This window comes from Pseudomonas sp. 3MA1, from assembly GCF_029237275.1.
GTDB classification, from domain to species: Bacteria; Pseudomonadota; Gammaproteobacteria; order Pseudomonadales; family Pseudomonadaceae; genus Aquipseudomonas; species Aquipseudomonas fluorescens_AP.
This window is the reverse complement of sequence record NZ_JAACFX010000001.1, coordinates 647,548-673,310: the sequence shown is the minus strand read 5'-3', so window position 1 is coordinate 673,310 and position 25,763 is coordinate 647,548. Positions and strand designations below refer to the sequence as shown.

Below are 25,763 nucleotides of genomic sequence, written 5' to 3'. Positions count from 1 at the left end.
GCTTCTCTGGTTATTGATCCGGACTGTCGATGGTCAGCTGTTGCGCGGCGGTGGTGCTGCTGGGCAATGGCTGGCTACGCCCCACCCACTCGCCGGCGGTGGGTTTGCCAGCGCGGGAAATGCGCGCCACCAGTTGGACTTCAGGGAAGTTCGACAGTTTCAACTGCGGCATCATCGCGTCGCTATCGCCCAGCTCGACCGTGGCCGGCAGATCGGCCACCGTCAGGCGCTTGGCCGCCAGCGGCGCGGGCGGACCCTGGGTGGCACGGGCAAAGATGAACACGCTGTCGCCCGGCTGGACCTTGGCCTTGAGCTGCGCCGCCAGATCGACGCGGACCTTGAGCAAGGCGCCCTTGGCCACAGGTTCACTGGCAACCTTGCCGCCACCGGCCACCAGCTTCTCGCTGGCGCGGTCGATCCCGCCCTGCAGCGCGGCGCGGGAATTGTCGTCCGGCGGCAATTGCGCCTGCAGCCGTTTCCAGTAATCGATGGCGTCCTGGTAGCGCTCGCCTTCGAAGGCGGCGATCCCCAGCAGCCCGAGGCTGGTGACTTCATTGGGATCGGCTTTCAACGCTTCGTCGGTCAGGCCCTGGACCTTGTCCGACCATTGCTTGTTGTCGGCGAAGTACTGGGCCTGGGCCCATTGCCCCAACAGTTCAGGCTGACGACCGGCCACGGCCACGGTGCGTTCGAAGATCTTCGCCGCGTCCGCCGGGCGATCCTGGGCCATGTAGGTGCGCCCGAGGAAATACAGGCCTTCGGCAGAATCCGGCTGGGCCGCCACCGCCCGCTCCAGGCGCCGGGTCATTTCCTCCATGGACTGCGGCGCCTGGGCGAACTCCCGGGTCAGCTCGACCTTGTCGCTGGCGCCAAAGTGCAGGTAGAGGCCAAGCCCCAGCACCGGCACCAGCAGCGCCGCCAGCAACGGCAGCGGCTTGCCCAGGCGCGAGGTGCGCAGCGGACCGCTGCCTTCGGTGTCCGCCAGCAGCTCGCGGGCCGCTTCGGCGCGCCCGGCGTCCATCTGTTCGGCACTGAGCACGCCTTCGGCTTGCTGACTGTTGAGCTCGGCCACTCGTTCTTCATAAAGCGCCACGTTCAGCGCGGTACGATCCTCTTCACGCTGGGCACGACGCTCGCGCAATACCGGGATCAACAGGAAACTCAGGGCGATCAGGAGCAGCAGGCCTGCTGCAAGCCAGAAATCAATCATGGGTGGTTTTTATCCAGCAGTTGGTCGAGGCGCTGACGCTCTTCGACGGAAAGCGTGTGCGGGCTGTCGCGCAGTTCGAGGCGACGACGCCGGACAATCACGGCAATGATCACCAGACCGCCGAGCAGCAGCCCGGCGGGACCGAACCAGAGCAGCGCGGTCTTGCCGGTCAGGGCCGGCCGGTAGCGCACGAAGTCGCCGTAGCGGTCGACCATGAAGTCGATGATCTGCTGATTGTCCTTGCCCTCGCCGAGCATGCGGAAAATCTCTTTGCGCAAGTCGGCGGCAATCGGCGCGTTGGAGTCGGCGATGTCCTGGTTCTGGCACTTGGGGCAGCGCAGTTCCTTAGTCAGTTGGTGAAACCTTTCGCGATCGGCGTCGCTGGCGAACTGATAGGTATCGATAGCCGCGTGGGCCACGCCGGCGATGCTCAGGCCCAGGAGGGCGGCGGCTAACCAGCGCTTCATGGCTTGGCCTCATCGACCAGTGCCTGGTACTTGGCAGCCAGTTGTTCACGCCACACCACTTCGTCGATCACCCCGACGAACTTGTCGCGGATGATGCCCTTGGCATCGATGAAGAAGGTTTCCGGGGCGCCGTAGACGCCGAGGTTGAGCCCCAGGGAGCCCTCCTCGTCGCGCACGTCCAGCTGGTAGGGGTTGTGGAATTCGGCCAGCCACTTCAGGGCGTCGGCGTTGACGTCCTTGTAGTTGATGCCGTAGATCACCACGCCCTTCTCCGCCAGCTTGTTCAGCACCGGGTGCTCGACCCGGCAGGAAATGCACCAGGTGCCCCAGACGTTGACCAGCGCCGGCTTGCCCAGCAGGTCGGCACGGGTCAGGGTCTTGTCGCCCTGCACCGACGGCAGGGAGAACTCCGGGAACGGCTTGCCGATCATTGCCGATGGCAGCTCGGCCGGGTCCAGGTACAACCCGCGATAGAGAAACACCGCCACCACCAGGAACACCGCCAGGGGCAACATCATCATCCAGCGTCTCATGCGGTGGCTCCTGTCATGCCCAGTGCTTCGCGCACGCGGCTTTTAACCTTGATCCGATAACGCCGGTCCATGGCCGCCAGCAAGCCACCGAAGCCGGTGAGCAGGCCGCCGAACCAGATCCAGCGCACGAACGGCTTGACGTGCACCCGCACCGCCCAGGCGCCTTCACCCAGGGGTTCGCCCAGGGCGACATACAGGTCACGGGTAAAACCGGCATCGATCCCGGCTTCGGTCATCATCGAGCTCTGCACGGTGTACAGGCGTTTTTCCGGATGCAGCACCGCCACTTCCTTGCCATTGCGCACCACGCGCACGGTGCCCTTGTCGGAGGTGAAGTTCGGCCCTTCGAAGTGCTTGGCGCCTTCGAAGATAAAGTGATAGCCGGCCAGTTCCATGGACTCACCCGGCTCCAGGCGCAGGTCACGCTCGGCGCTGTTCTGGCTCGACAGCACCACCCCCAGGGCGCAGACCGCGATGCCCAGGTGCGCCAGCTGCATGCCCCAGTAACTGCGGGTCAGGCCGGGCAGGCCCTTGATCAGGCCCTTGTGCCGGGTCTTGTCGAAGATGTCGCGCACGCCGGCCAGCAGCACCCAGGCCGCCAGCAGGAAGGTCGCCAGCACCGCCCAGTTGAAATCGCCGTAGGCAATGCCCGCGACCACGGCCAGGGCCACGCTGCCCAGCAATACCGGACCGAGCATGCCCATCAGCCATTTCACCGGGGTGTCTTTCCAGCGCACCAGCACGCCCACCGCCATCACCACCATCAGCAAGGCCATCAGCGGAATGAACAGGGCATTGAAGTACGGCGGGCCGACCGACAGCTTGGCGCCGGTCAGGGCGTCCAGCACCAGCGGATACAGAGTGCCCAGCAGGATCATCGAGGCCGCCACCACCAGCACCAGGTTGTTGCCCAGCAGCAGGGTTTCCCGGGACCACAGATTGAAGCCCACATGACTCTTGACCACCGGCGCGCGCAGGGCGAACAGGGTCAGCGAGCCGCCTACCACGAACAGCAGGAAGATCAGGATGAACACGCCACGCTCGGGATCCGCGGCGAAGGCGTGCACCGAGGTCAGGACCCCAGAACGCACCAGGAAGGTTCCCAGCAGGCTCAGGGAGAAGGCGGCAATCGCCAGCAAGACGGTCCAGCTCTTGAATACGCCACGCTTTTCCGTGACCGCCAGGGAGTGGATCAGCGCCGTGCCCACCAGCCAGGGCATGAACGAGGCGTTTTCCACCGGGTCCCAGAACCACCAGCCGCCCCAGCCGAGTTCGTAGTAGGCCCACCACGAGCCCAGGGTGATACCGATGCCGAGGAAGGCCCAGGCGACGATGGTCCAGGGCCGCGACCAGCGGGCCCAGGCAGCGTCCAGGCGACCGCCGAGCAAGGCCGCAATGGCGAAGGCGAAGGCCACCGAGAAACCGACGTAGCCCATGTAGAGCATGGGTGGGTGCACGATCAGGCCGATGTCCTGCAGCAACGGATTGAGGTCACGCCCATCGGCCGGCACTTGCGGCAGGATCCGCGCGAACGGGTTGGAGGTGACGATCAGGAACGACAGGAAGCCGGTGCTGATCAGGCCCATCACCGCCAGTACCCGGGCCAGCATGACCTGGGGCAACTGGCGCGAGAACACCGACACGGCGAAGGTCCAGCCACCGAGGATCAGCGCCCAGAGCAGCAGCGATCCTTCGTGGGCGCCCCAGACGGCGCTGAACTTGTAGTACCAGGGCAAGGCGCTGTTGGAGTTGTGGGCCACATAGGCCACCGAGAAGTCGTCGGTCATGAAGGCATGGGTCAGGCAGCCGAAGGCGAACACCAGGAAGGCGAACTGCCCCCAGGCCGCCGGCTGGGCCAGGCTCATCCACAGCCGATCGCCACGCCAGGCGCCCAGCAGCGGCAGCACGGCCTGGACCAGGGCAAAGCACAGGGCGAGGATCATCGCCAGTTGGCCGAGTTCAGGAATGAACAGTGCGGAACTCATGGCTTAACCCTCTTTCGCTGGTGTCGGCGCCGACTGGCCGCTGTCTTTCAGGGCCTTGGTGACTTCCGGTGGCATGTACTTCTCGTCGTGCTTGGCCAGTACTTCATCGGCCACCACCACGCCGTCGGCGTTGAGCTTGCCCAGGGCAACGATGCCCTGCCCTTCGCGGAACAGGTCCGGGAGGATGCCGCGGTAGGTGATGGTCACCGACTTGTTGAAGTCGGTGACCACGAACTTGACGTCCAGGGAATCGGCGGAGCGCTCCAGGGAGCCGGCCTGGACCATGCCACCGGCGCGAATCCGCGTGTCCAGCGGCGCTTCGCCGTTGGCAATCTGGGTCGGGGTGTAGAACAGGTTGATGTTTTCCTTCAGCGCGCTGAGGGCCAGGCCCACGGCAATGCCGACGCCCACCAGGATCGCCAGGATGATCAAAAGACGCTTTTTACGCAGCGGATTCACTTACCGTTCTCCCGGCGCAGACGACGCGCCTCTTGTTGCAGATAGCGCTTGCGGGCCAGGATCGGCTCCGCCACGTTGATGGCCAGGACTGCCAGGCAGATGCCATAAGCCGACCAGACATAGAGGCCGTGATGGCCCATGGCAAGAAAGTCGCTGAAGGATGCAAAACTCATCGAACGGTCTCCAGGCAACCTTGTACTTCGGCCTTGACCCAACTGGCCCGGGCTTCGCGCTTGAGCACTTCGAGGCGCATGCGCAGCAACAGCACGGCGCCGAAGAAGCAGTAGAAACCAAGGGCCGTGAGCAGCAGCGGCAACCACATTTCCACCGGCATCGCCGGCTTTTCCGTAAGGGTGAAGGTCGCGCCCTGGTGCAGGGTGTTCCACCACTCCACCGAGTACTTGATGATCGGGATGTTCACCACGCCGACAATGGCCAGTACCGCGCAGGCCTTGGCGGCGCTGTCACGATTGCTGATGGCGTTGCCCAGGGCAATCAGACCGAAGTACAGAAACAGAAGAATGAGCATCGACGTAAGTCGTGCATCCCAGACCCACCATGAACCCCAGGTCGGCTTGCCCCAGATGGCACCGGTCACCAGGGCCACGGCGGTCATCCAGGCACCGATTGGCGCCGCGCATTGCAGCGCCACGTCCGCCAGCTTCATCTTCCACACCAGCCCAACCACGCCGCAGACTGCCAGCATCACGTAGCAGGACTGCGCCAGCATGGCCGCCGGGACATGAATATAGATGATGCGGAAGCTGTTGCCCTGCTGGTAGTCCGGTGGCGCGAAGGCCAGGCCCCAGGCCACGCCGACAGCAATCAGCAAGAACGCCGCGACGCTGAGCCAGGGCAGCATTTTTCCGCTGATGCCATAGAACCATTTAGGCGAGCCGAGCTTGTGAAACCAGGTCCAGTTCATTCGTTGTTTCCATCACGGTTGCTCTTCGCGTTCACGAACAGCCAGGGTCTTTACTGGTCAAAAAACAACCAGACCTCATTATTCGCCGACGCTGATCTTCAGGCCAGCAGCTATTGCAAAGGGTGTAAGGGTCACTGCCAGGGCGGTCAGGCTCCCAAGCCACAGCAGATAACCGGTCGCTGGCATGCCCTGCAACGCGGCCTGCAGGGCGCCGCTGCCGAGAATCAGTACCGGGATGTACAAAGGCAGGATCAGCAACGCCAGCAGCAAGCCGCCACGCTTCAAACCCACCGTCAATGCCGCGCCCACTGCGCCCAGCAGGCTCAGCACCGGAGTGCCCAGCAGCAATGACAGCAACAACACCGGCAGGCAGGCGGTAGGCAAGCCGAGCATCAAGGCCAGCAAGGGGGCAAGCAATACCAGTGCCAGGCCGGAAAAGGCCCAGTGTGCCAGTACCTTGGCCAAAACCAGAAGAGCCAGGGGGTGCGACGAAAGGACCCACTGCTCCAGGGATCCGTCCTCGAAATCACTGCGAAAAAGCCCGTCCAGCGAGAGCAGGACGGACAATAAGGCCGCTACCCAGACCAGCCCCGGAGACAAGGTTTGCAACAGATTTGTCTCAGGTCCCACGGCCAAAGGGAACAGTGCGACGACGATCGCGAAGAACACCAGGGGGTTGGCCAACTCCGCCGGACGTCGGAACAGCAAGCGCGCTTCACGGGCCAGCAATTGGGCAAAGACGCTCATGCTGCCCACCGCCCCAGGTCCAGATCGCGGTAGCCCGAGGGCATGCGGGTCAGCGTGTGGTGAGTGGTCAGGACCACCATGCCGCCACGTTCGCAATGATTGGCCAGGTGTTCCTCGAGCTGGGCCACCCCCTGTTTGTCCAGGGCGGTGAAGGGTTCGTCGAGGATCCACAGCGGCGGGCCGTTCAGATACAGCCGGGCCAGGGCCACGCGACGCTGCTGGCCGGCGGACAGGGTGTGACAGGCGACGTCCTCGAAACCGCGCAGGCCGACGGCCGCCAGGGCCTGCCAGATGGCATCGCGCGTGGCCGGCTGGTGCAGGGCACAGAGCCAGTTGAGGTTTTCCTCGGGGGTCAGGACATCCTTGATGCCAGCGGCGTGGCCAATCCACAACAGGTTGCGCGCCAGTTCGGCGCGCTGGGCGCGCAGGGGCTGGCCATTGAGCAGGACCTGGCCGCTGGTGGGTTGCATCAGGCCGGCGAGCAAACGTAGCAGGCTGGTCTTGCCACTGCCGTTGGGACCGCTGATCTGCACCATGTCTCCGCCAGTCAGACGCAACTCCAGGTGTTCAAACAGCATCCGCCAGTCACGCTCACAGGCGAGTGCTACGGCTTCGAGAAGAGGGCTGGTCAAGGGATGGCGGGCCTTTACGGGTTCAAGTCGGCGGTGGAGCGGCCGTTAAAGGGATGCAGGATAAATGCATTGGCGGCCTGTTCTAGAGAGCTGCGTCAAACATTTGCAATGTTTTCCCCACTCCCCCAAAGACGGGCGGCATTATACATGCGAAGCCCTACTCTCAAGAGGGCTAATTTCCACAGGTTGTGTCCGAATGACTGGCGAAATAAACATCCTGCCACTGCCCCAGGCGCCCGCTCCCGGCGCCTCGCGCCCTCAGCCGATCAGCGGCGAATTGCTCAAGCTGGTGCCGCCCCTGGAAGGCTTGATAGCCGCCGGTCAGAGCGCCAAGGCCGAAGTGCTGTCGCTCAAGCAGACCGACCAGAGCTTCCAGCTGCTGCTCAAGGTGACCCTGGACAACGGCCGGCAAACCACCGTGCAGGCCACCAGCAGCCAGCCCTTGCCCCAGGGCACCAGCCTGGCGGTGATCCAGCCTTCGGCGGGCAACCTGGCGATCACCGTGCAGCAGGCCATTGCCTCCAGCGTCGCCGCCCTGACCCGCCTGGACACCAGCCAACTGCCAGCGGGCACCCTGCTCCAGGGCAAGGTCCTGACGACCCAGCTCCTGCCCCAGGGCGCCAACCAGCCGGCGATCTACCGCTCGCTGGTCAGCCTGCTCAATACTGCCCAAAGCGGCGCTACCCTGAGCATCGACAGCCCGCAGCCGCTGCGTATCGGCAGCCTGCTCAGCGCCATGGTCTCGGATGCACAGACCCTCAACTTCGTCCCCCTGGGCAACCGCCAGGAACAGCTGGCCATCGCCGCCCAACTGGCCAGCCAGCAAAGCCGCCAGGGTTCCCTGAACGGACTGCTTAACCTCCTGCAGAACCTGCCCGCCGACAGCGAACTGCCCACTGCATCGGCCGACCTGCGGGCCGCCGTGGAGCGCTTGCTGGCCGGCCTGCCGGACCTGCAGCAGTTGAGCACCGCGCGAGGAGTGGCCCAGGCCCTGCTGGGCAGCGGCCTGTTTCTGGAAGCCAAGTTGCTGGCCGCAAGCAATCCCGGCCAGACGCCAGACCTGAAGGGCGACCTGCTGCGCCTGATCGCCCAGCTGACCCCGGGGCTGCCCTCCTCCAGCAGCCTCAATGCAATCATCGCCGCCAACACCCTGGCGCAATCGCTGCCCAGCTTCGTGCGCAGCGCTCTGGGCACCCTGGGTCAAGTCAGCGCCAAGACACCGCCCGGCGGCTTCCCACTGCCGGAGCGACTGCTGCAAAGCCTGGAAGGCGAAGGCGATCTGCAACATCTGCTGCGCCTGGCCGCTGCGGCGGTATCACGCCTGCAAAGCCACCAGCTGGCGAGCCTGGAACAGAGCGGCCTGACCGACGATGGCCGGCCACTGACCACCTGGCAGTTGGAAATCCCCATGCGCAACCTGCAGGACATCGTGCCCTTGCAGGTCAAGCTGCAAAGGGAAGAGAGAGCGGATCCAGAACCCGAATCCTCGCACAAGCGCGAAGAGCGTCCGTCCAAGCAGGCGCTGTGGCGGGTCGACCTGGCGTTCGACCTCGACCCCCTGGGCCCGCTGCAGGTCCAGGCGCAACTGATTCAAGGGCGCCTGTCCAGCCAGCTGTGGGCCGAGCGTCCCTACACGGCAAGCCTGATCGAGAGCCACCTGGGCCACCTGCGCGAACGCCTGCTGGCCTCGGGACTGGATGTCGGCGATCTGGACTGCCACCTGGGTATCCCGCCCCGGGGCCCGCAAACCCGATTGGAACAACGCTGGGTCGACGAAACCGCATGAAACACACACCCGCACCACGCCAGGCCATTGCCCTCAAGTACGACGGCCAGCAAGCCCCGACCCTCACCGCCAAGGGCGACGATGAACTGGCCGAAGCCATCCTGAAGATCGCCCGGGACTATGAAGTGCCGATCTATGAGAACGCCGAACTGGTGAAGCTGCTGGCACGCCTGGAGCTGGGCGAGAGCATTCCGCCGGAGCTGTACCGGACCATCGCCGAAATCATCGCCTTCGCCTGGAACCTCAAGGGCAAGTTCCCAGCCGGACAGGATCCGCAACAGGTCGAACAGGAGAAAGACATCACCGCGCGCGGCGACGATTACTGAAGGGAAACAGCTACAAGTTGCAAGCCACAAGCTTCAAGCTGGCGAGCTGTAACTTGCAGCTCGCGTCTTGGAGCTTGCAGCTGCTAGTCAACCTTTGTGCAGCTTGCTGACCAGTTCCGCTTCGGCCTGGGTCAGGCCGCAGGACTGGGTCAGTTCGTCGACGCTGGCACCCATGCCCACCAGGCGCGCGGCCTGGGCGAAGGACAGGCTGGAGGGGTCACGCTGCTCCAGCTGGGCCAGTTTGTCCGGCAACGGCGCCACCACCGCCCGCAGTTCATGCAGATCCTCGCCCATGCGTACCGTACCGTTCTGGTAATGGTCGACGCGCTTGGCCAGCTCCTTGATCCGCTGATCGCGCACGGCATCGCCTTCGGCCTGCTGGGCGGCGATCTGCCGCTGATTGCGGGTGTACGACAGGAATAGCGCCACAGTGGCGACCCAGAGGATCGCCAGGACAATCACCGCTACCTCGAGGATCAATCAGATACTCTCCAGTTCCGACCATTCCTCTTCGCTCATCATCTTGTCCAGCTCCACCAGAATCAGCAGTTCGCCGTTCTTGTTGCAGACGCCTTGAATGAACTTGGCCGACTCTTCGTTACCGACATTGGGTGCGGTTTCGACTTCCGACTGACGCAGGTAAACCACTTCCGCCACGCTGTCGACCATGATCCCGACCACTTGCTTGTCGGCTTCGATGATGACGATCCGGGTGTTGTCGTTGACTTCGGTAGGCACCAGGCCGAAACGCTGGCGGGTGTCGATCACGGTGACCACATTGCCCCGCAGGTTGATGATCCCCAGCACGTAGCTCGGCGCACCCGGCACCGGAGCGATCTCGGTGTAGCGCAGCACTTCCTGGACGCGCATCACGTTGATGCCGTAGGACTCGTTATCCAGCTTGAAGGTGACCCATTGCAGGATCGGATCTTCGGAACCCTGTGCAGACGACGACTTATTCATACCCTGACCCCTCAAAAAACCGTTGAAAACGGCGTGTGTTCTGTGTGGCTGCGTCCAACGGACGCCGCCTGTGTTTGCTTCACTTCGGCTTGTGGGCCGCTTGACTGATCGCCAACTGCTTGGCACCACCGGTGGCGATCAACTCCGCCAGTTCGGCCACGTCGAGCAAGGCGCACATGTGTTCGATCACGGTGCCGGCGAGCCACGGGCGTTGGCCACGATGACTGCGCCATTTGATTTCATTAGGGTCCAGGCGCAAGGAACGGCTGACCTGATGCACCGCCAACCCCCACTCGTAGCCCTGGACCGAGATCACGTACTGCAGGCCCTGGCGGAAATCATCGCGGTAACGATCCGGCATGACCCAACGGGCGGTATCCAGCACTTTCAGGTTACCGGCCTGGCTCGGCAGGATACCGAGGAACCACTCGGGCTGACCGAACAGCGGCGTCAGCTCTTGCCCTGCCAGAGAATAGATCGAACCCAGGCACACCAGCGGCACCGCCAGGGTCAGGCCGGCGACATCGAACAACAGGCATTCGAAAGGCTCCGCCGCCCAGCTGGGACGGTCGCTGCCGGTGACCGGAGGCGGTGTATTGCTCGGTGGCAGGTGCACTTCGACCACCGGCGGCACCAGCGCCTGGAGCATCGGCACTACGGGGGAGATCGAGGTCAGCACCGGCGGCGGTGCTTCCAGAACGGCTGGCGCCGGCATCGGGTCCGCCACCCGGGCGAGCGGAGCCGCCTGCCGCTGAAGCAACGCATCCCGCGCCTGCTCTTCCAGCACCGCCGCCTGGAACTCGTCCAGCACTGCGCTGCCGGCCTCGGCCGTGGTCGGCGCAGCTGGCGGCGCGACTTCGACCGCAACCGCAGGTTCCGGGATCAATTCTTCTTCGGTGGCATCCTGCAGCAAAGCGTCCAGGTACGACTGCAGCGCCAGCTGGGGCCGGCTCTTGATATCCAGCGGACGGTTCATAAGGATACCCACGCGCAAACCTCGACACAGTGACCTGTGGAGGTTATCGGCCAGGCCGTCGGGCGACTTGAATAAGCCTTCACGTCAAGCCACCTGCGCCACGAGTTGCTGGGCCAGCAAGTGCTTGAGCAAGGCCTTGTAGGCCAGTACACCGCGACTCTTGCCATCGAACTGGGAAGGCGTGACACCGGCCCGGCTGGCGTCCCGCAGGCGGGTATCCACCGGGATGTAGCCTTGCCAGATTTCGTCGGGAAACTTGTCCCGCAGGATCCGCAACGTACCCAGGGACGCCTGGGTCCGGCGATCGAACAGGGTCGGCACGATGGTGAACGGCAGGGGTTGCTTGCGCGAGCGGTTGACCATGGCCAGGGTGTTGACCATGCGCTCCAGGCCCTTGACCGCCAGGTGTTCGGTCTGCACCGGGATCACCAGCTGCTGGCTGGCCGCCAGGGCGTTGACCATCAACACGCCGAGCAACGGCGGACTGTCGATCACCGCATAGTCGAAATCCTGCCACAGCTGCGCCAGGCTCTTGGCGATCACCAGGCCCAGGCCGCTCTGCCCCGGCGACTGACGCTCGAGGGTGGCCAGGGCGGTGCTCGACGGCAACAGGGAAATGTGTTCGTGGCTGGTGCCCAGCAGCAGTTGGCCCGGCAGGTCCTGGGGCACGTTGCCCTTGTGCAGGAACAAGTCGTAGCTGCTGTGCTCCAGGCTGTCCGGGTCATAGCCGAAGTAGCTGGTCATGGAACCGTGGGGGTCGAGATCGACCACGACCACGCGCTTGCCCGCCTCGGCCAGCAAGCCGGCTAAAGCGATGGAACTGGTGGTTTTACCAACACCACCCTTTTGATTGGCGACTGCCCAGACTCTCATTCGGTTGGTTCCTCCCGCCCGGCCACAGCAGGGCGAGACATAGCGCTAAGTTATAAAGCGGGTGACGGAGAATTGACGGCGCTTCCCTGTACCGGCGTTTTGACCGGGGTTGGTGCAGTTTGTGTGCCAGCACGCTTGAGTGCCGCATCCGGTGTTGCATGGGCGGTGCCGGTACCGGTCAGGCTGCGCCGCACATCGAGGTTGCGCGACACCACCAGCACCACCCGCCGATTGCGCGCCCGGCCTTCGGCGGTGGCGTTGTTGGCCACCGGCTGGAACTCGCCATAGCCCACGGAGGCCATCCGCGCCGGATTGACGCCCTGCATCGCCAGCATGCGCACGATGCTCGCCGAACGAGCCGAGGACAGTTCCCAGTTGGTCGGGTACTGCGCGGTCTGGATCGGCTGATTGTCGGTGAAGCCTTCGACATGGATCGGGTTGTCGAAGGGTTTGAGGATCTTCGCCACCTTGTCGATGATGGTGAACGCCTGGTCGCTGGGCATGGCGTCGCCACTGCCGAACAACAGGCTGGAGTTGAGTTCGATCTCCACCCACAGCTCGTTGCCGCGCACGGTCATCTGGTTCGAGCTGATCAGGTCGCCAAAGGCCGCGCTGATGTCATCGGCGATGCTCTTGAGCGGATCGCTGCCGCCGGAAATCCCGGCGTCGGTCTGCTCGCTGTCCTTGACCAGCGGCTTGGCCGGGGTCACGGTCTTGGGCCGTTCATCACCGATGGGAATCGGCTTGAGGCTGCGGTCGGAGTCGGTGAAGACCCCGATCAGCGCCTCGGAAATCACCTTGTACTTGCCCTCGTTGATCGAGGAAATCGAGTACATGACCACGAAAAACGCGAACAGCAGGGTGATGAAGTCGGCGTAGGAAACCAACCAGCGTTCGTGGTTGACGTGTTCTTCTTGCTGGCGACGACGGGCCATAGTCAGTCCATGAAGCCTTGCAGCTTCAACTCGATGGAGCGGGGGTTTTCGCCTTCGGCGATCGACAGGATGCCTTCGAGCAGCATTTCCCGGTAACGGGACTGACGCAGGGCGATGGACTTCAGCTTGGCGGCGATCGGCAGCAACACCAGGTTGGCGCTGGCCACCCCGTAGATGGTGGCGACGAAGGCCACGGCAATGCCGCTGCCCAGCTGCGACGGATCGGCCAGGTTGCCCATGACGTGAATCAGCCCCATGACCGCACCGATGATGCCGATGGTCGGCGCATAGCCGCCCATGCTCTCGAAAACCTTGGCGGCCTCGATATCACGGCTTTCCTGGGTGTAGAAATCCACTTCGAGGATGCTGCGGATGGCTTCCGGCTCGGCGCCGTCCACCAACAGCTGCAAGCCCTTGCGCGAATAGGTGTCCGGCTCGGCATCGGCCACGCCTTCAAGGCCCAGCAGGCCCTCCTTGCGCGCGGTCAGGCTCCAGTTGACCACCCGGTCGATGCCGCCAGGCAGATCGACCCGAGGCGGAAACAGGATCCACACCAGGATCTGCATGGCTCGCTTGAAAGCGCTCAACGGCGACTGCAGCAAGGCTGCGCCGATGGTGCCGCCGAGCACGATCAGCGCGGCCGGGCCATTGGCCAGTGCCGACAGGTGGCCACCTTCCAGGTAGTTGCCGCCGATGATGGCGACAAACGCCATGATGATCCCGATTAGGCTGAGTACATCCATCAGAGACAGGCCTCGACCAGGTGCCGGCCGATGTCGTCCAGGCTGTACACCGCGTCCGCCAGGTTGGCCTTGACGATGGCCATGGGCATGCCATAGATCACGCAGCTGGCTTCATCCTGGGCCCAGACCGCGCTGCCGCCCTGCTTGAGCAGGCGCGCGCCTTCACGACCGTCGGCACCCATGCCGGTGAGTACCACCGCCAGAACTTTGTCGCTGTAGGACTTGGCCGCCGAACCGAAGGTGATGTCCACGCAAGGCTTGTAGTTCAGGCGCTCGTCGCCGGGCAGGATCTTCACCGCGCCACGACCGTCGATCATCATCTGCTTGCCACCCGGCGCCAGCAGCGCCAAGCCTGGACGCAGGATGTCGCCATCCTCGGCTTCCTTGACGCTGATGCGGCAGAGCTTGTCCAGGCGCTCGGCAAAGGCCTTGGTGAACGCCGCGGGCATGTGCTGGATCAGCACGATGGGGGCCGGGAAGTTGGCCGGCAGCTGGGTCAGGACCCGCTGCAAAGCCACCGGACCGCCGGTGGAGGTACCGATCGCCACCAGCTTGTAGGCCTTGCGCTTGGGCGCCGGCGATGCAGGACCTGCAGCCGCTGCCGGAGCACGAACCGGAGCCGGCGCTGGCGCCGGACGACTGCCGCCAAAGCTCGACGGGGTCGGAGCCGGTGCAGCCGGTTGCGGCGCCGGGGCGCTGTAGCTGCTGAAACGACGATTGCTGCGCGAGATGCTGTGGACTTTCTCGCACAGCAGTTGCTTGACCTTCTCGGGATTGCGCGAGATGTCCTCGAAATTCTTCGGCAGGAAATCCACGGCCCCGGCATCCAGCGCATCGAGGGTCACTCGAGCGCCTTCGTGGGTCAGGGAAGAGAACATCAGGACCGGCGTCGGGCAGCGCTGCATGATATGCCGCACTGCGGTGATGCCATCCATCATCGGCATCTCGTAGTCCATGGTGATCACGTCCGGCTTGAGTGCCAGGGCCTGATCGATCGCCTCTTTACCGTTGGTCGCCGTACCGACGACCTGGATATTCGAATCCGCTGAAAGAATTTCCGAGACGCGGCGGCGGAAAAAACCCGAATCGTCCACCACCAGGACTTTGACTGCCATAAACACTCCGTTAGGTGGGGCGAGGCCAACCGCCCCTCCCCGCCGAATCAAATACGCCGTGCGGCGTAACGCTTGAGCATGCTCGGAACATCGAGAATCAGCGCGATGCGGCCGTCACCGGTAATGGTGGCGCCGGACATGCCTGGGGTTCCCTGGAGCATTTTGCCCAAGGGCTTGATGACCACTTCTTCCTGGCCCACCAACTGATCGACGACAAAGCCGATCCGCTGAGTGCCCACCGAAAGGATCACTACGTGGCCTTCACGCTGCTCTTCATGAGCGGCGGAACTGACCAGCCAGCGCTTGAGGTAGAACAGGGGCAATGCCTTGTCACGCACGATCACCACTTCCTGGCCGTCCACCACATTGGTGCGGGACAGGTCGAGGTGGAAGATTTCGTTGACGTTGACCAGCGGGAAGGCGAACGCCTGGTTGCCCAGCATCACCATCAGGGTCGGCATGATCGCCAGGGTCAACGGCACCTTGATGACGATCTTCGAACCCTGGCCCTTGGTCGAGTAGATGTTGATCGAGCCATTGAGCTGGGAAATCTTGGTCTTCACCACGTCCATGCCCACGCCACGGCCGGAGACGTCGGAGATCTCGGTCTTGGTGGAGAAGCCCGGGGCGAAGATCAGGTTGTAGCACTCGGTATCGCTCAGGCGGTCGGCGGCGTCCTTGTCCATCACGCCGCGCTTGACGGCAATGGCGCGCAGAACGTTGGGGTCCATGCCCTTGCCGTCGTCGGAAATCGACAGGAGGATGTGGTCACCTTCCTGCTCCGCCGCCAGCACCACTTTGCCGCCACGGGCCTTGCCCGAGGCTTCGCGCTCTTCAGGGGATTCGATGCCGTGGTCCACCGCGTTGCGCACCAAGTGCACCAGCGGGTCGGCCAGGGCCTCGACCAGGTTCTTGTCGAGGTCGGTTTCTTCCCCCACCAGTTCCAGGTTGATCTCTTTCTTGAGCTGCCGGGCCAAGTCGCGAACCAGGCGCGGGAAGCGCCCGAAGACCTTCTTGATCGGCTGCATGCGGGTCTTCATCACCGCGGTCTGCAGGTCGGCGGTCACCACGTCCAGGTTGGACACCGCCTTGGACATGGCTTCGTCGCCGCTGTTCAGGCCCAGGCGCACCAGACGGTTACGCACCAGCACCAGCTCGCCCACCATGTTCATGATTTCGTCCAGGCGCGCGGTATCGACCCGCACCGTGGTTTCCGCTTCGCTGGCCGGTTTTTCTGCCGGCGGCGCCGCGGCGGCACGAGCAGGTGCCGGCGCTGCAGCCGCTGCCGGTTTTGGCGCCTCGGCCTTGGCTTCGGGCTTCTTGGCCACGGGTTTGGCGACGGCGGCGCTGGTTGCAGCAGCCGGTGCCGCGGCAACTGCCGCTGCCGGTTTGGCCGCACCCGGAGCTTCAGAGAACTTGCCCTTGCCGTGCAGCTCATCGAGCAGGGATTCGAATTCGTGATCGGTGATCAGATCGCTACCGGCTGCGGCGGCGCTGGGCGCCTGCGCGGCAGGCACGGCGGCCACTGCCGACTCCAGTGCATCCACGGCAAAGTTGCCCTTGCCATGCAACTGGTCCAGCAGCGCTTCAAATTCGTCATCGGTGATTTCGTCGCCCGCCGCGGCAGCGCCAGCGGCAGCAGGAGGCGCTGCGGGAGCTACGGCATCGGGAGCGAACTGCCCCTTGCCATGCAGCTGGTCCAGCAGGGACTCGAACTCGGCGTCGGTGATCTCGTCGCTGGCAGGCTCGCCCTCGGCCGCCGGCGCGGCAGCAGGTGCGGCTTCGGCGTCGGCCTTGGCGGCATTCAGCGAATCGAGCAAGAGTTCGAATTCGTTATCGGTGATATCCCCTGACGGGGCCTCAGGCTCAGGCTCAGGCTCGACAGCAACTTCGGCCACTTCTTCGACCACCGGCGCTGCAGGCTCGGCACCGGCAGGTTCGGCCAGACGCGCCAAGGCGGCCAGCAGTTCCGGTGTCGCGGCAGTGATTTCGCTGCGCTCACGGACCTGGCTGAACATGCCGTTCACCGCGTCCAGCGCCTCGAGCACCACGTCCATCAGCTCCGAATCGACCCGTCGCTCACCCTTGCGCAGGATGTCGAAGACGTTCTCGGCGATGTGGCAGCACTCCACCAGCTCATTGAGCTGGAGGAAGCCGGCGCCCCCTTTAACAGTGTGAAAACCGCGAAAAATTGCATTGAGCAGGTCCGCATCATCCGGTCGGCTTTCCAGCTCGACCAGTTGTTCGGACAGTTGCTCTAGAATCTCGCCGGCCTCAACCAGGAAATCCTGAAGGATCTCTTCATCGGCGCCGAAGCTCATTAATGGGTGCTCCTAGAATCCAAGGCTGGAAAGCAAATCGTCTACATCGTCCTGACCGGACACAACGTCTTCCCGTTTATCGGCATGAATCTGCGGACCTTCACCCTTGGCGAGATGTTTTTGCGGATCTTTTTCCGCGAGGATCGATTCACGGTCATGTTCGATACCGGCGAAGCGATCGACCTGGCTGGCCATCAAGACAAGTTTGAGCAGATTGCTTTCGACTTCCGTGACCAACTGGGTCACACGCTTGATCACCTGACCGGTCAGGTCCTGGTAATCCTGCGCCAGCAGAATGTCGTTGAGGTGGCCTGAAACGGTACGGGTTTCCTGCTCGCTGCGCGTCAGGAAACTGTCGACCCGGCGCGCTAGTTCACGAAACTCTTCAGCACCGACCTCGCGCCGCATGAAGCGCCCCCAATCTGCGCTCAGGGCCTGGGCTTCAGTGCTCAGGCCATTGACCAGCGGGGTGCTGCTCTCTACCAGGTCCATGGTGCGGTTGGCGGCGGCTTCCGTGAGCCGGACCACATAGGACAGGCGCTCAGTGGCATCCGTGATCTGTGAAACTTCCTCGGCTTGCGGCATGTGCGGGTCAATCTGGAAATTGACGATCGCGCTATGCAGCTCGCGGGTGAGCTTGCCCACTTCCTGATACAGGCCGCGGTCACGGGTCTGATTGAGCTCATGGATCAATTGCACCGCTTCGCCGAACTTGCCCTTTTCCAGGCTTTCGACCAGTTCCAGCGCATGTTTTTTCAGGGTCGACTCAAAGTCGCCCAGTGAAGATTCGTTATGCTCCATAGCTCCCCCGTGGCGGAATGGCTACGTACATCAACCGATGCGTTCGAAGATCTTTTCGATCTTCTCTTTCAACGCCTGAGCCGTGAATGGTTTGACTACATAGCCGTTAACGCCGGCCTGGGCCGCTTCGATGATCTGCTCGCGCTTGGCTTCCGCAGTCACCATCAACACCGGCAGGTGCTTGAGCTTTTCATCGGCACGCACGTGGCGCAGCAGGTCGATCCCGGTCATGCCCGGCATGTTCCAGTCCGTTACCAGAAAGTCGATGCTCCCGCTGTTGAGTACCGGAATGGCGGTAGTGCCATCGTCGGCCTCGACCGTGTTGGTGAAACCCAGATCACGCAACAGGTTTTTTATGATCCGCCGCATCGTTGAAAAGTCATCAACGATGAGGATTTTCATGTTCTTGTCCAATTCGACCTCCAAGCAGTCTTAAACGCATCCAGCACCTGAACGCGCCATTCAATCAATTCGGCATAACACACAACGACTGCATGGAGCACATACTGCAAGACCGGCGCAGCGCTTGCCTTACCGGTCCCGATCGCAGTGTCCCCACACTGCCTGTCAGCGCGCTCGCCACTCCCCCAAACGCCCCCGCAAACGGGCCGCGCACTGGCTGTGTAACTGGCTGACCCGCGATTCGCTGACCCCCAGGACCTCACCGATTTCCTTGAGATTCAGTTCTTCGTCGTAGTACAGCGCCAACACCAGTCGCTCGCGCTCCGGCAAATTGGCAATCGCATCCGCCAAGGCGGCCTGGAAGCGTTCATCCTCCAGGTCCCGTGACGGCTCGAGATGAGCACTGGCGCCATCCTCATGCAGCCCTTCATGTTCGCCGTCCTGCAACAGGTCGTCGAAACTGAACAGGCGGCTGCCCAGGGTGTCGTTCAAAATCCCGTAATAATCGTCGAGACTCAATTGAAGTTCGGCCGCAACTTCGTGATCTTTAGCGTCACGGCCGGTTTTAGCTTCAATTGCACGAATGGCATCACTGACCATGCGTGTATTACGGTGCACCGAACGCGGTGCCCAGTCGCCTTTGCGAACCTCGTCGAGCATCGCCCCGCGGATACGGATACCCGCATAGGTCTCGAAACTCGCCCCCTTGCTCGCGTCGTACTTGGTCGACACTTCGAGCAAACCGATCATCCCGGCCTGAATCAGGTCTTCCACCTGAACACTGGCCGGCAACCGCGCCAGCAGGTGATAGGCAATACGCTTGACCAGGGGCGCGTAGCGCTCGATCAATTCGTACTGGCTGTCACGCGCGGACTTCTTGTAGAGGTTGTAGCCGCTGGCAGTCATAGCACCGGTCCCGCTGTTTGATGCACTAGGCGCTCGACAAAAAACTCCAGATGCCCGCGTGGGTTCGCCGGCAACGGCCAGGTATCGACTTTTTGCGCGATGGCCTTGAACGCCAATGCACACTTCGAACGAGGAAAGGCTTCATAGACCGCACGCTGCTTTTGCACGGCCTTGCGCACGCTTTCGTCGTAGGGAACTGCGCCGACGTATTGTAAGGCCACGTCCAGAAAGCGATCCGTGACCTTGGTCAATTTTGCAAACAGGTTGCGCCCTTCTTGAGGGCTTTGGGCCATGTTGGCCAGGACCCGGAAACGGTTCATGCCGTAGTCACGGTTGAGCAACTTGATCAGCGCATAGGCGTCGGTGATCGAAGTCGGTTCGTCGCAGACCACCAGCAACACTTCCTGGGCCGCGCGGACAAAACTGACTACCGAGTCACCAATACCCGCAGCAGTATCGATCACCAGCACATCGAGGTTGTCGCCGATGTCGCTGAAGGCCTGGATCAGGCCGGCGTGCTGGGCGGGACTCAGGTGCACCATGCTCTGGGTGCCGGAGGCGGCCGGGACGATACGGATACCGCCAGGACCCTGGAGCAGCACATCGCGCAACTCACAGCGCCCTTCGATGACATCCGCCAGGGTGCGTTTGGGTGTCAGGCCCAACAGGACATCGACGTTGGCCAGTCCCAAGTCGGCATCCAGCAGCAAGACCCGCCGGCCGAGCTCAGCCAGAGCCAGGGACAAGTTCACTGACACATTAGTCTTGCCGACGCCACCCTTGCCGCCGGTCACCGCAATCACCTGTACGGGATGCATGCTGCCCATGTTCTTTCTTTACCTTGTCTTACTTAGACGGGGCCACATAACTGGCTGCGCGTTCACCGTTGGAACAATGCATGGCAGACCATCGATGTAGATACACTGCAATCTATTCATGTCTAACTCAGCCGACCCGCTTGGTCGGGCTGTGATAGAGGTCAGCGAACATGTCGGCCATGGCTTCTTCGCTGGGTTCTTCCTGCATCTGCACGCTCACTGCGCGGCTCACCAGTTGATGCCGGCGAGGCAGGTGCAAATCGTCAGGAATCCGCGGGCCATCGGTCAGATAGGCAACCGGCAATTCATGACTGATGGCCAGGCTCAAGACCTCGCCAAGACTGGCTGTTTCATCCAGTTTAGTCAGGATGCAGCCGGCCAGACCGCAGCGCTTGTAGCTGTGGTAGGCGGCGGTCAGCACCTGCTTCTGGCTGGTGGTCGCCAGCACCAGATAGTTCTTCGCGCGGATCCCGCGACCGGCCAGGCTCTCCAACTGCATGCGCAATGCCGGGTCGCTGGCCTGCAGGCCGGCGGTGTCGATCAACACCACGCGCTTGCGCAGCAGCGGATCCAGGGCCTGGGCCAGGGACTGGCCAGGATCGACATGGGTCACCGAGACATTGAGGATGCGCCCCAGGGTCTTGAGCTGCTCCTGGGCACCGATACGGAAGCTGTCCATGCTGACCAGGGCAATGTTCTGTGCGCCGTACTTGAGTACATAGCGCGCGGCCAGCTTGGCCAGGGTGGTGGTCTTGCCCATGCCGGCGGGGCCGACCATGGCGATCACGCCCCCTTCTTCCAGAGGCTCGACTTCCGGCGTCAGGATCATCCGCGCCAAGTGCGCCAGCAGCATGCGCCAGGCCTGGCGCGGCTCATCGATATCGGTGATCAGTGCCAGCAGATCACGGGCCAGGGGACCGGACAGGCCGATGCGCTGCAGACGGCGCCAGAGGTTAGCCTGCTCCGGACGACTGCCCTGCAATTGGCTCCAGGCCAGGGAACCGAGCTGCACTTCCAGCAGCTCGCGCAGGCCGTTGAGCTCGAAACGCATGGAGTCCAGCGCACGGGAATCAGCAGCCGGTGCGACTGGCGCCGGGGCCGGGCGCGGACGCTCGGTCAGGGTCGGCTCGATCAATGGTTCGGCAGCGGTCAGCGGCAGGCCGGCGAACAGCTGGCGATTGGTGATCGAGGCATTGTCGCCCTCGCCCCGCAGGCTCAGTTCGGCCTGAGCGGTGACGATCCGCGACTGAGTCTTGCGCAACTCGTCCTCAAGCTCCATGTTCGGAACCCGCGGCGACAGGGCCGACAACTTGTAATCCAGCGCAGCCGTCAGCTCGACCCCGCCGGCAATCCGCCGGTTGCCGATGATGGCAGCTTCAGCGCCCAACTCATCACGAACCAGTTTCATGGCCTGACGCATATCGGCGGCGAAAAAACGCTTAACTTGCATAACCCACTACCTCAGCCGTTGGGCCCTACTGTCGCAACGATGGTCACTTGCTTGTTGTCAGGAATTTCCTGGTACGCCAGCACATGCAAACCTGGAACGGCGAGACGCCCGAACCGCGAAAGCATGGCGCGGACCGGACCCGCTACCAACAGAATCACCGGTTGACCTTGCATCTCTTGACGCTGCGCCGCTTCGATCAGCGAACGTTGCAGCTTCTCAGCCATGCTTGGCTCCAGCAGAACGCCTTCTTCCTGGCCTTGTCCTGCCTTCTGCAAACTGCTGAGCAAAATTTGTTCCAACCTTGGCTCCAAGGTGATCACAGGCAGCTCAGACTCAGTGCCTACAATGCTTTGGACGATTGCACGGGACAGTCCGACGCGAACCGCCGCGACCAAAGCGGCAGTATCTTGACTCTTGGCGGCATTGTTGGCGATGGCCTCGGCGATGCTGCGGATGTCGCGCACCGGCACCTGTTCGGCCAGCAGCGCCTGCAACACCTTGAGCAGTTGCGACAGCGACAGCACCCCCGGCACCAACTCCTCCGCCAGCTTTGGCGAACTCTTGGCCAGCAGTTGCATCAGTTGCTGCACTTCCTCGTGGCCGATCAGCTCGCTGGAGTGCTTGTAGAGAATCTGGTTCAAGTGGGTGGCGACCACGGTGCTGGCGTCCACCACGGTGTAGCCCAGGGACTGCGCCTGGGGCCGCTGGCTGATCTCGATCCACACCGCCTCCAGGCCGAACGCCGGGTCCCGGGCCGAGATACCGTTGAGCGTGCCGTAGACCTGCCCCGGATTGATCGCCAGCTCGCGATCCGGGTAGATCTCGGCCTCGGCCAGGATCACCCCCATCAGCGTCAGGCGATAGGCGCTGGGCGCCAGGTCCAGGTTGTCGCGGATATGCACGGTGGGCATGAGGAACCCCAGGTCCTGGGAGAGCTTCTTGCGCACCCCCTTGATCCGCGCCAGCAACTGCCCACCCTGGTTGCGGTCCACCAGGGGAATCAGGCGATACCCCACTTCCAGGCCGATCATGTCGATCGGAGTGACGTCGTCCCAGCCCAGCTCCTTGGTTTCCATGGCGCGGGCCGGAGACGGCAGCAGGTCCTGCTGACGCTGGATCTCTTCCTGCGCCTTGACCTTGACCAGATTCTGCTTCCGCCAGACCAGGTACGCTGCGCCGCCGGCCACTGCCGCCAGGCTGAGGAAGGAGAAGTGCGGCATGCCCGGCACCAGCCCCATCACCGCCATCAGGCCCGCAGCCACCGCCAGCGCCTTGGGCGAGGCGAACATCTGCCGGTTGATCTGCTTGCCCATCTCTTCGGAGCCCGAAGCCCGGGTGACCATGATGGCCGCCGCGGTGGACAGCAACAGCGATGGCAATTGCGCCACCAAACCGTCACCAATGGTCAGCAAGGCGTAGACCTTGCCGGCGTCGGCAAAGGTCATGTTGTGTTGGAAGATACCAACGGCCATGCCGCCGATCAGGTTGATGAAGAGGATCAGCAGACCGGCGATGGCGTCACCGCGGACGAACTTGCTGGCACCGTCCATGGAACCGTAGAACTCGGCCTCCTGGGCCACTTCCAGACGGCGTAGCTTGGCCTGGTTCTGATCGATCAGCCCGGCATTGAGGTCGGCGTCGATGGCCATCTGCTTACCGGGCATGGCATCCAGGGTGAAGCGCGCGCTCACCTCGGAGATCCGCCCGGCGCCCTTGGTCACGACCACGAAGTTGATGATCATGAGGATCGCGAAGACCACGATACCGACCACGTAGTTGCCGCCGATCACCACCTCACCGAAGGCCTGGATCACCTTGCCCGCAGCTGCGTGGCCCTCTTGGCCGTGGAGCATCACCACCCGGGTCGAGGCGACGTTGAGCGCCAGACGCAGCAACGTGGCCACCAGCAGGATGGTCGGGAATACCGCGAAATCCAGCGGTCGCAGGGCGTACACGCAGACCAGCAGGACCACGATCGACAGGGCGATGTTGAAGGTGAAGAACACGTCCAGCAGGAACGCCGGCACCGGCAGCATCATCATGGCCAGCATGACCAACAGCAGCACCGGTACACCCAGGTTGCCTCGACCGAGGTCAGCCAGGTTACTGCGAGCCGTGCTGATTAACTGAGAGCGATCCACCGATTTACCCCGTTCCGTAAAGCAAACTTTTGACGCCTGAAGCGGCACGGGGCTGCTACTGCAAGAAGCCTTCCAACTTTGCCGGGGGAGCGCAAACGTGCGCCAAACCTGAAGCAATACGGGTATCGACGGACAGGATCGCGGGTCCACTCTTAACCGCCAGATGGGACGGCGCAAGGCCAGCCAAAGGAGCCAGGGTTACGAGGCCAAATAATGGCAATTAGCCATTTTTCTGACAAAGACAAGACCTGGTCGCCGACCAGGCCGGACCTGAATGCCTGTGACTAGAGCGGCTCGACGGGGCCACCGGGGGATTGCTTGCCGGACGTGTCACGCCGCAAGTCCGGCGGAATCGGCAGGTCCTTGAGCGGATCGGGGCGCTTGCCCTTGCCCGCGCGATGCTGGCGGATCTGATAGACGTAGGCCAGGACCTGAGCCACCGCCAGATACAGGCCCGCAGGAATCTCTTCCTCGAGCTCGGTGGAGTAGTAGATCGAACGCGCCAGGGCCGGGGATTCCAGCAGCATCACTTCATGGGCCACGGCAATCTCGCGGATCTTCAAGGCCAGGAAATCACTGCCCTTGGCCAGCAGCACCGGCGCCCCGCCCTTCTCGGCGTCGTACTTGAGAGCCACGGCGTAGTGGGTCGGGTTGGTGATGACCACGTCGGCCTCGGGAATCGCCGCCATCATCCGTCGCTGGGACATCTCGCGCTGAGTCTGGCGAATCCGCTGCTTGACCTCAGGACGACCTTCCTGATCCTTGTGCTCGTCACGCACCTCCTGCTTGGTCATCAACAGCTTCTTGTGGGCCTGATAGATCTGCACCGGCACATCCACCGCCGCGATCAGGATCAGCCCGCACGCCATCCACAAGGTGCTCCAGCCCACCACCTGGACGCTGTGGATGATCGCCAGCTCAAGGGGTTCGTGGGCGATCCGCAGCAGGTCGTCAATGTCCGACGACAACACCGAAAGCGCCACGAACAGCACCAGGCCGAACTTGGCCAGGGCCTTGAGCAGCTCGATCACCGCCGAGAAAGAAAACATCCGCTTGAGACCGGCAGCCGGGTTCATCCGACTGAACTTGGGCGCCAGACTCTTGCCCGCGAACAGCCAGCCCCCGAGGGAAATCGGGCCGATGATGGCCGCCAGCAACAAGGTCAACAGCACCGGCTGCACCGCCAGGATGGCGATCTTGCCCGAGTGCAGCAGGTACTGCCCCATGGATCCCGGGCTCAGCAGCACCTCCCGGGGCAAGGAGAAATTCAGACGCATGATTTCCAGCAGGTCCAGGGCCAGGCCACCGCCATACACCAGCAGGCCGCCCGCCCCCGCCAACATGATCGCCAGGGTGTTGAGCTCCTTGGAACGGGCGATCTCGCCCTTTTCCCGGGAGTCCTTCTTGCGCTTCTCCGTGGGGTCTTCTGTCTTGTCCTGACCGCTCTCGCTTTCCGCCATGGCTCAGCGCGCCTTTGCCAGTTCGCGTAAGAACTGCAGGGCCTCGGAGGCCAGCGGTTGATACTGGTTGAGAATGTCGGCCAGGCTGATCCAGACAATGGCCATGCCCAGCACCAGGGTCAGCGGGAAGCCGATGGAGAAGATGTTCAACTGCGGGGCGGCTCGGGTCATCACGCCAAAGGCGATGTTGACCACCAGCAAGGCGGTGATCGCCGGCAACACCAGCAGCAGCGCCGCCCCCAGCACCCAGCCCAGCTTGCCCGCCAGCTCCCAGTAGTGATTGACCATCAGGCCACCGCCAACAGGCAGCGTGGTAAAGCTCTCGGTGAGCACCTCGAACACCACCAGATGGCCGTTCATGGCCAGGAACAGCAGGCTGACCAGCATGGTGAAGAACTGCCCGATCACCGCCACCGACACGCCATTGGTGGGGTCGACCATGGAAGCGAAGCCCATGCCCATCTGGATCGCCACGATCTGCCCGGCAATCACGAAGGACTGGAAGAACAACTGCAGCGAGAAGCCGAGCACCGCGCCGATCAGGATCTGCTCGGCAATCAGCAGCAGGCCGCTGAGGTCCAGGGCATGCACCTCAGGCATGGGCGGCAGGCCCGGGGCGATGACCACGGTAATCGCCAGGGCAAAGTACAAACGCACCCGGCGCGGCACCAGGGTGGTACCGAAGATCGGCATCACCATCAGCAAGGAAGTGACCCGGAACAGCGGCAGCATGAAGCTCGCCACCCAGGTACTGATCTGGGTGTCGGTCAACGCCAGCAGGGACATCGG

General features: G+C 63.1%; 27 protein-coding genes. 2 read left to right on the top strand and 25 right to left on the bottom strand.

Annotated elements, in window-relative coordinates:
• Positions 1–10 precede the first annotated feature (10 nt).
• The 9 genes from ccmI to ccmA all read right to left on the bottom strand — a co-directional run bounded on the left by ccmI (position 11) and on the right by ccmA (position 6,958).
• Positions 11–1,210 (bottom strand): c-type cytochrome biogenesis protein CcmI, encoded by a 1,200-nt coding sequence (gene ccmI, locus GWQ44_RS03195; protein WP_275926626.1) that lies wholly within the window; start codon positions 1,208–1,210, stop codon positions 11–13.
• Entirely contained in the window at positions 1,207–1,677 is a 471-nt protein-coding gene (locus tag GWQ44_RS03190) for a cytochrome c-type biogenesis protein (protein ID WP_016965414.1), read from the bottom strand. The genes ccmI and GWQ44_RS03190 overlap by 4 nt, the downstream gene beginning before the upstream one ends.
• Positions 1,674–2,210 carry a DsbE family thiol:disulfide interchange protein gene (locus GWQ44_RS03185; RefSeq protein WP_016965415.1) on the bottom strand — a complete coding sequence of 179 codons (537 nt, stop codon included), beginning with the start codon at positions 2,208–2,210 and terminating at the stop codon, positions 1,674–1,676. Before GWQ44_RS03185 ends, GWQ44_RS03190 begins: the two co-directional genes overlap by 4 nt.
• A complete protein-coding gene (locus GWQ44_RS03180; protein WP_016965416.1) occupies positions 2,207–4,195 on the bottom strand; it encodes a heme lyase CcmF/NrfE family subunit in 1,989 nt (662 codons plus the stop codon). Before GWQ44_RS03180 ends, GWQ44_RS03185 begins: the two co-directional genes overlap by 4 nt.
• 3 nt (positions 4,196–4,198) lie before the next feature.
• Complete coding sequence (gene ccmE, locus GWQ44_RS03175) at positions 4,199–4,654, bottom strand: cytochrome c maturation protein CcmE (protein WP_016965417.1); 456 nt, start codon at positions 4,652–4,654, stop codon at positions 4,199–4,201.
• The gene (gene ccmD / locus GWQ44_RS03170) at positions 4,651–4,827 is read right to left on the bottom strand and encodes a heme exporter protein CcmD (protein WP_016965418.1); all 177 of its coding nucleotides are present in this window, start codon (positions 4,825–4,827) and stop codon (positions 4,651–4,653) included. The genes ccmE and ccmD overlap by 4 nt, the downstream gene beginning before the upstream one ends.
• Positions 4,824–5,579, bottom strand: coding sequence for a heme ABC transporter permease (locus GWQ44_RS03165; RefSeq protein ID WP_016965419.1), 756 nt, complete (start codon positions 5,577–5,579; stop codon positions 4,824–4,826). Before GWQ44_RS03165 ends, ccmD begins: the two co-directional genes overlap by 4 nt.
• 78 nt (positions 5,580–5,657) lie before the next feature.
• Positions 5,658–6,326 (bottom strand): heme exporter protein CcmB, encoded by a 669-nt coding sequence (ccmB, locus tag GWQ44_RS03160; RefSeq protein ID WP_042941197.1) that lies wholly within the window; start codon positions 6,324–6,326, stop codon positions 5,658–5,660.
• On the bottom strand, positions 6,323–6,958 hold the full coding sequence (gene ccmA, locus GWQ44_RS03155) for a cytochrome c biogenesis heme-transporting ATPase CcmA (RefSeq protein WP_016965421.1): 636 nt from the start codon (positions 6,956–6,958) through the stop codon (positions 6,323–6,325). The genes ccmB and ccmA overlap by 4 nt, the downstream gene beginning before the upstream one ends.
• 196 nt (positions 6,959–7,154) lie before the next feature.
• On the opposite strand from ccmA, the gene GWQ44_RS03150 reads away from it, so the two are divergent.
• On the top strand, positions 7,155–8,744 hold the full coding sequence (locus GWQ44_RS03150) for a flagellar hook-length control protein FliK (RefSeq protein WP_275926625.1): 1,590 nt from the start codon (positions 7,155–7,157) through the stop codon (positions 8,742–8,744).
• On the top strand, positions 8,741–9,070 hold the full coding sequence (locus tag GWQ44_RS03145) for an EscU/YscU/HrcU family type III secretion system export apparatus switch protein (RefSeq protein ID WP_016965423.1): 330 nt from the start codon (positions 8,741–8,743) through the stop codon (positions 9,068–9,070). Before GWQ44_RS03150 ends, GWQ44_RS03145 begins: the two co-directional genes overlap by 4 nt.
• 87 nt (positions 9,071–9,157) lie before the next feature.
• On the opposite strand, the gene GWQ44_RS03140 is transcribed toward GWQ44_RS03145, so the two are convergent.
• The 16 genes from GWQ44_RS03140 to fliR form a co-directional block, all read right to left on the bottom strand.
• Positions 9,158–9,550 carry a DUF2802 domain-containing protein gene (locus GWQ44_RS03140; RefSeq protein ID WP_016965424.1) on the bottom strand — a complete coding sequence of 131 codons (393 nt, stop codon included), beginning with the start codon at positions 9,548–9,550 and terminating at the stop codon, positions 9,158–9,160.
• Positions 9,551–10,033 carry a chemotaxis protein CheW gene (locus GWQ44_RS03135; RefSeq protein ID WP_011060011.1) on the bottom strand — a complete coding sequence of 161 codons (483 nt, stop codon included), beginning with the start codon at positions 10,031–10,033 and terminating at the stop codon, positions 9,551–9,553.
• 79 nt (positions 10,034–10,112) lie between these two features.
• Positions 10,113–11,009 carry a chemotaxis protein CheW gene (locus GWQ44_RS03130; RefSeq protein WP_275926624.1) on the bottom strand — a complete coding sequence of 299 codons (897 nt, stop codon included), beginning with the start codon at positions 11,007–11,009 and terminating at the stop codon, positions 10,113–10,115.
• 84 nt (positions 11,010–11,093) lie between these two features.
• A complete protein-coding gene (locus GWQ44_RS03125; RefSeq protein ID WP_047302706.1) occupies positions 11,094–11,882 on the bottom strand; it encodes a ParA family protein in 789 nt (262 codons plus the stop codon).
• A 50-nt stretch (positions 11,883–11,932) separates the two neighbouring features.
• The gene (motD, locus tag GWQ44_RS03120; protein ID WP_275926623.1) at positions 11,933–12,817 is read right to left on the bottom strand and encodes a flagellar motor protein MotD; all 885 of its coding nucleotides are present in this window, start codon (positions 12,815–12,817) and stop codon (positions 11,933–11,935) included.
• Positions 12,818–12,819: 2 nt separating this feature from the next.
• Positions 12,820–13,560 carry a flagellar motor protein gene (locus tag GWQ44_RS03115; protein WP_016963185.1) on the bottom strand — a complete coding sequence of 247 codons (741 nt, stop codon included), beginning with the start codon at positions 13,558–13,560 and terminating at the stop codon, positions 12,820–12,822.
• Positions 13,560–14,675, bottom strand: a complete 1,116-nt coding sequence (locus GWQ44_RS03110) for a chemotaxis response regulator protein-glutamate methylesterase (RefSeq protein ID WP_016963184.1) — start codon at positions 14,673–14,675, stop codon at positions 13,560–13,562. The genes GWQ44_RS03115 and GWQ44_RS03110 overlap by 1 nt, the downstream gene beginning before the upstream one ends.
• A 47-nt stretch (positions 14,676–14,722) precedes the next feature.
• A complete protein-coding gene (locus GWQ44_RS03105; protein ID WP_275926622.1) occupies positions 14,723–16,996 on the bottom strand; it encodes a chemotaxis protein CheA in 2,274 nt (757 codons plus the stop codon).
• 12 nt (positions 16,997–17,008) lie between these two features.
• Positions 17,009–17,797: a protein phosphatase CheZ gene (locus tag GWQ44_RS03100; protein ID WP_016963182.1), complete on the bottom strand. Its 789-nt coding sequence runs from the start codon at positions 17,795–17,797 to the stop codon at positions 17,009–17,011.
• A gap of 30 nt (positions 17,798–17,827) precedes the next feature.
• Entirely contained in the window at positions 17,828–18,199 is a 372-nt protein-coding gene (locus GWQ44_RS03095; protein WP_003183998.1) for a chemotaxis response regulator CheY, read from the bottom strand.
• A 165-nt stretch (positions 18,200–18,364) separates the two neighbouring features.
• Positions 18,365–19,105, bottom strand: a complete 741-nt coding sequence (gene fliA / locus GWQ44_RS03090) for an RNA polymerase sigma factor FliA (RefSeq protein ID WP_011060003.1) — start codon at positions 19,103–19,105, stop codon at positions 18,365–18,367.
• The gene (gene fleN, locus GWQ44_RS03085) at positions 19,102–19,932 is read right to left on the bottom strand and encodes a flagellar synthesis regulator FleN (RefSeq protein WP_016963180.1); all 831 of its coding nucleotides are present in this window, start codon (positions 19,930–19,932) and stop codon (positions 19,102–19,104) included. Before fleN ends, fliA begins: the two co-directional genes overlap by 4 nt.
• 118 nt (positions 19,933–20,050) lie before the next feature.
• Entirely contained in the window at positions 20,051–21,373 is a 1,323-nt protein-coding gene (gene flhF / locus GWQ44_RS03080) for a flagellar biosynthesis protein FlhF (protein WP_060838154.1), read from the bottom strand.
• A gap of 11 nt (positions 21,374–21,384) precedes the next feature.
• Positions 21,385–23,514, bottom strand: coding sequence for a flagellar biosynthesis protein FlhA (gene flhA, locus GWQ44_RS03075; RefSeq protein ID WP_016963178.1), 2,130 nt, complete (start codon positions 23,512–23,514; stop codon positions 21,385–21,387).
• A gap of 284 nt (positions 23,515–23,798) precedes the next feature.
• Positions 23,799–24,974, bottom strand: a complete 1,176-nt coding sequence (gene flhB, locus GWQ44_RS03070) for a flagellar biosynthesis protein FlhB (RefSeq protein WP_047302700.1) — start codon at positions 24,972–24,974, stop codon at positions 23,799–23,801.
• A gap of 3 nt (positions 24,975–24,977) precedes the next feature.
• Positions 24,978–25,760, bottom strand: a complete 783-nt coding sequence (gene fliR, locus GWQ44_RS03065; protein WP_047302698.1) for a flagellar biosynthetic protein FliR — start codon at positions 25,758–25,760, stop codon at positions 24,978–24,980.
• Between the last annotated feature and the right edge of the window lie 3 nt (positions 25,761–25,763).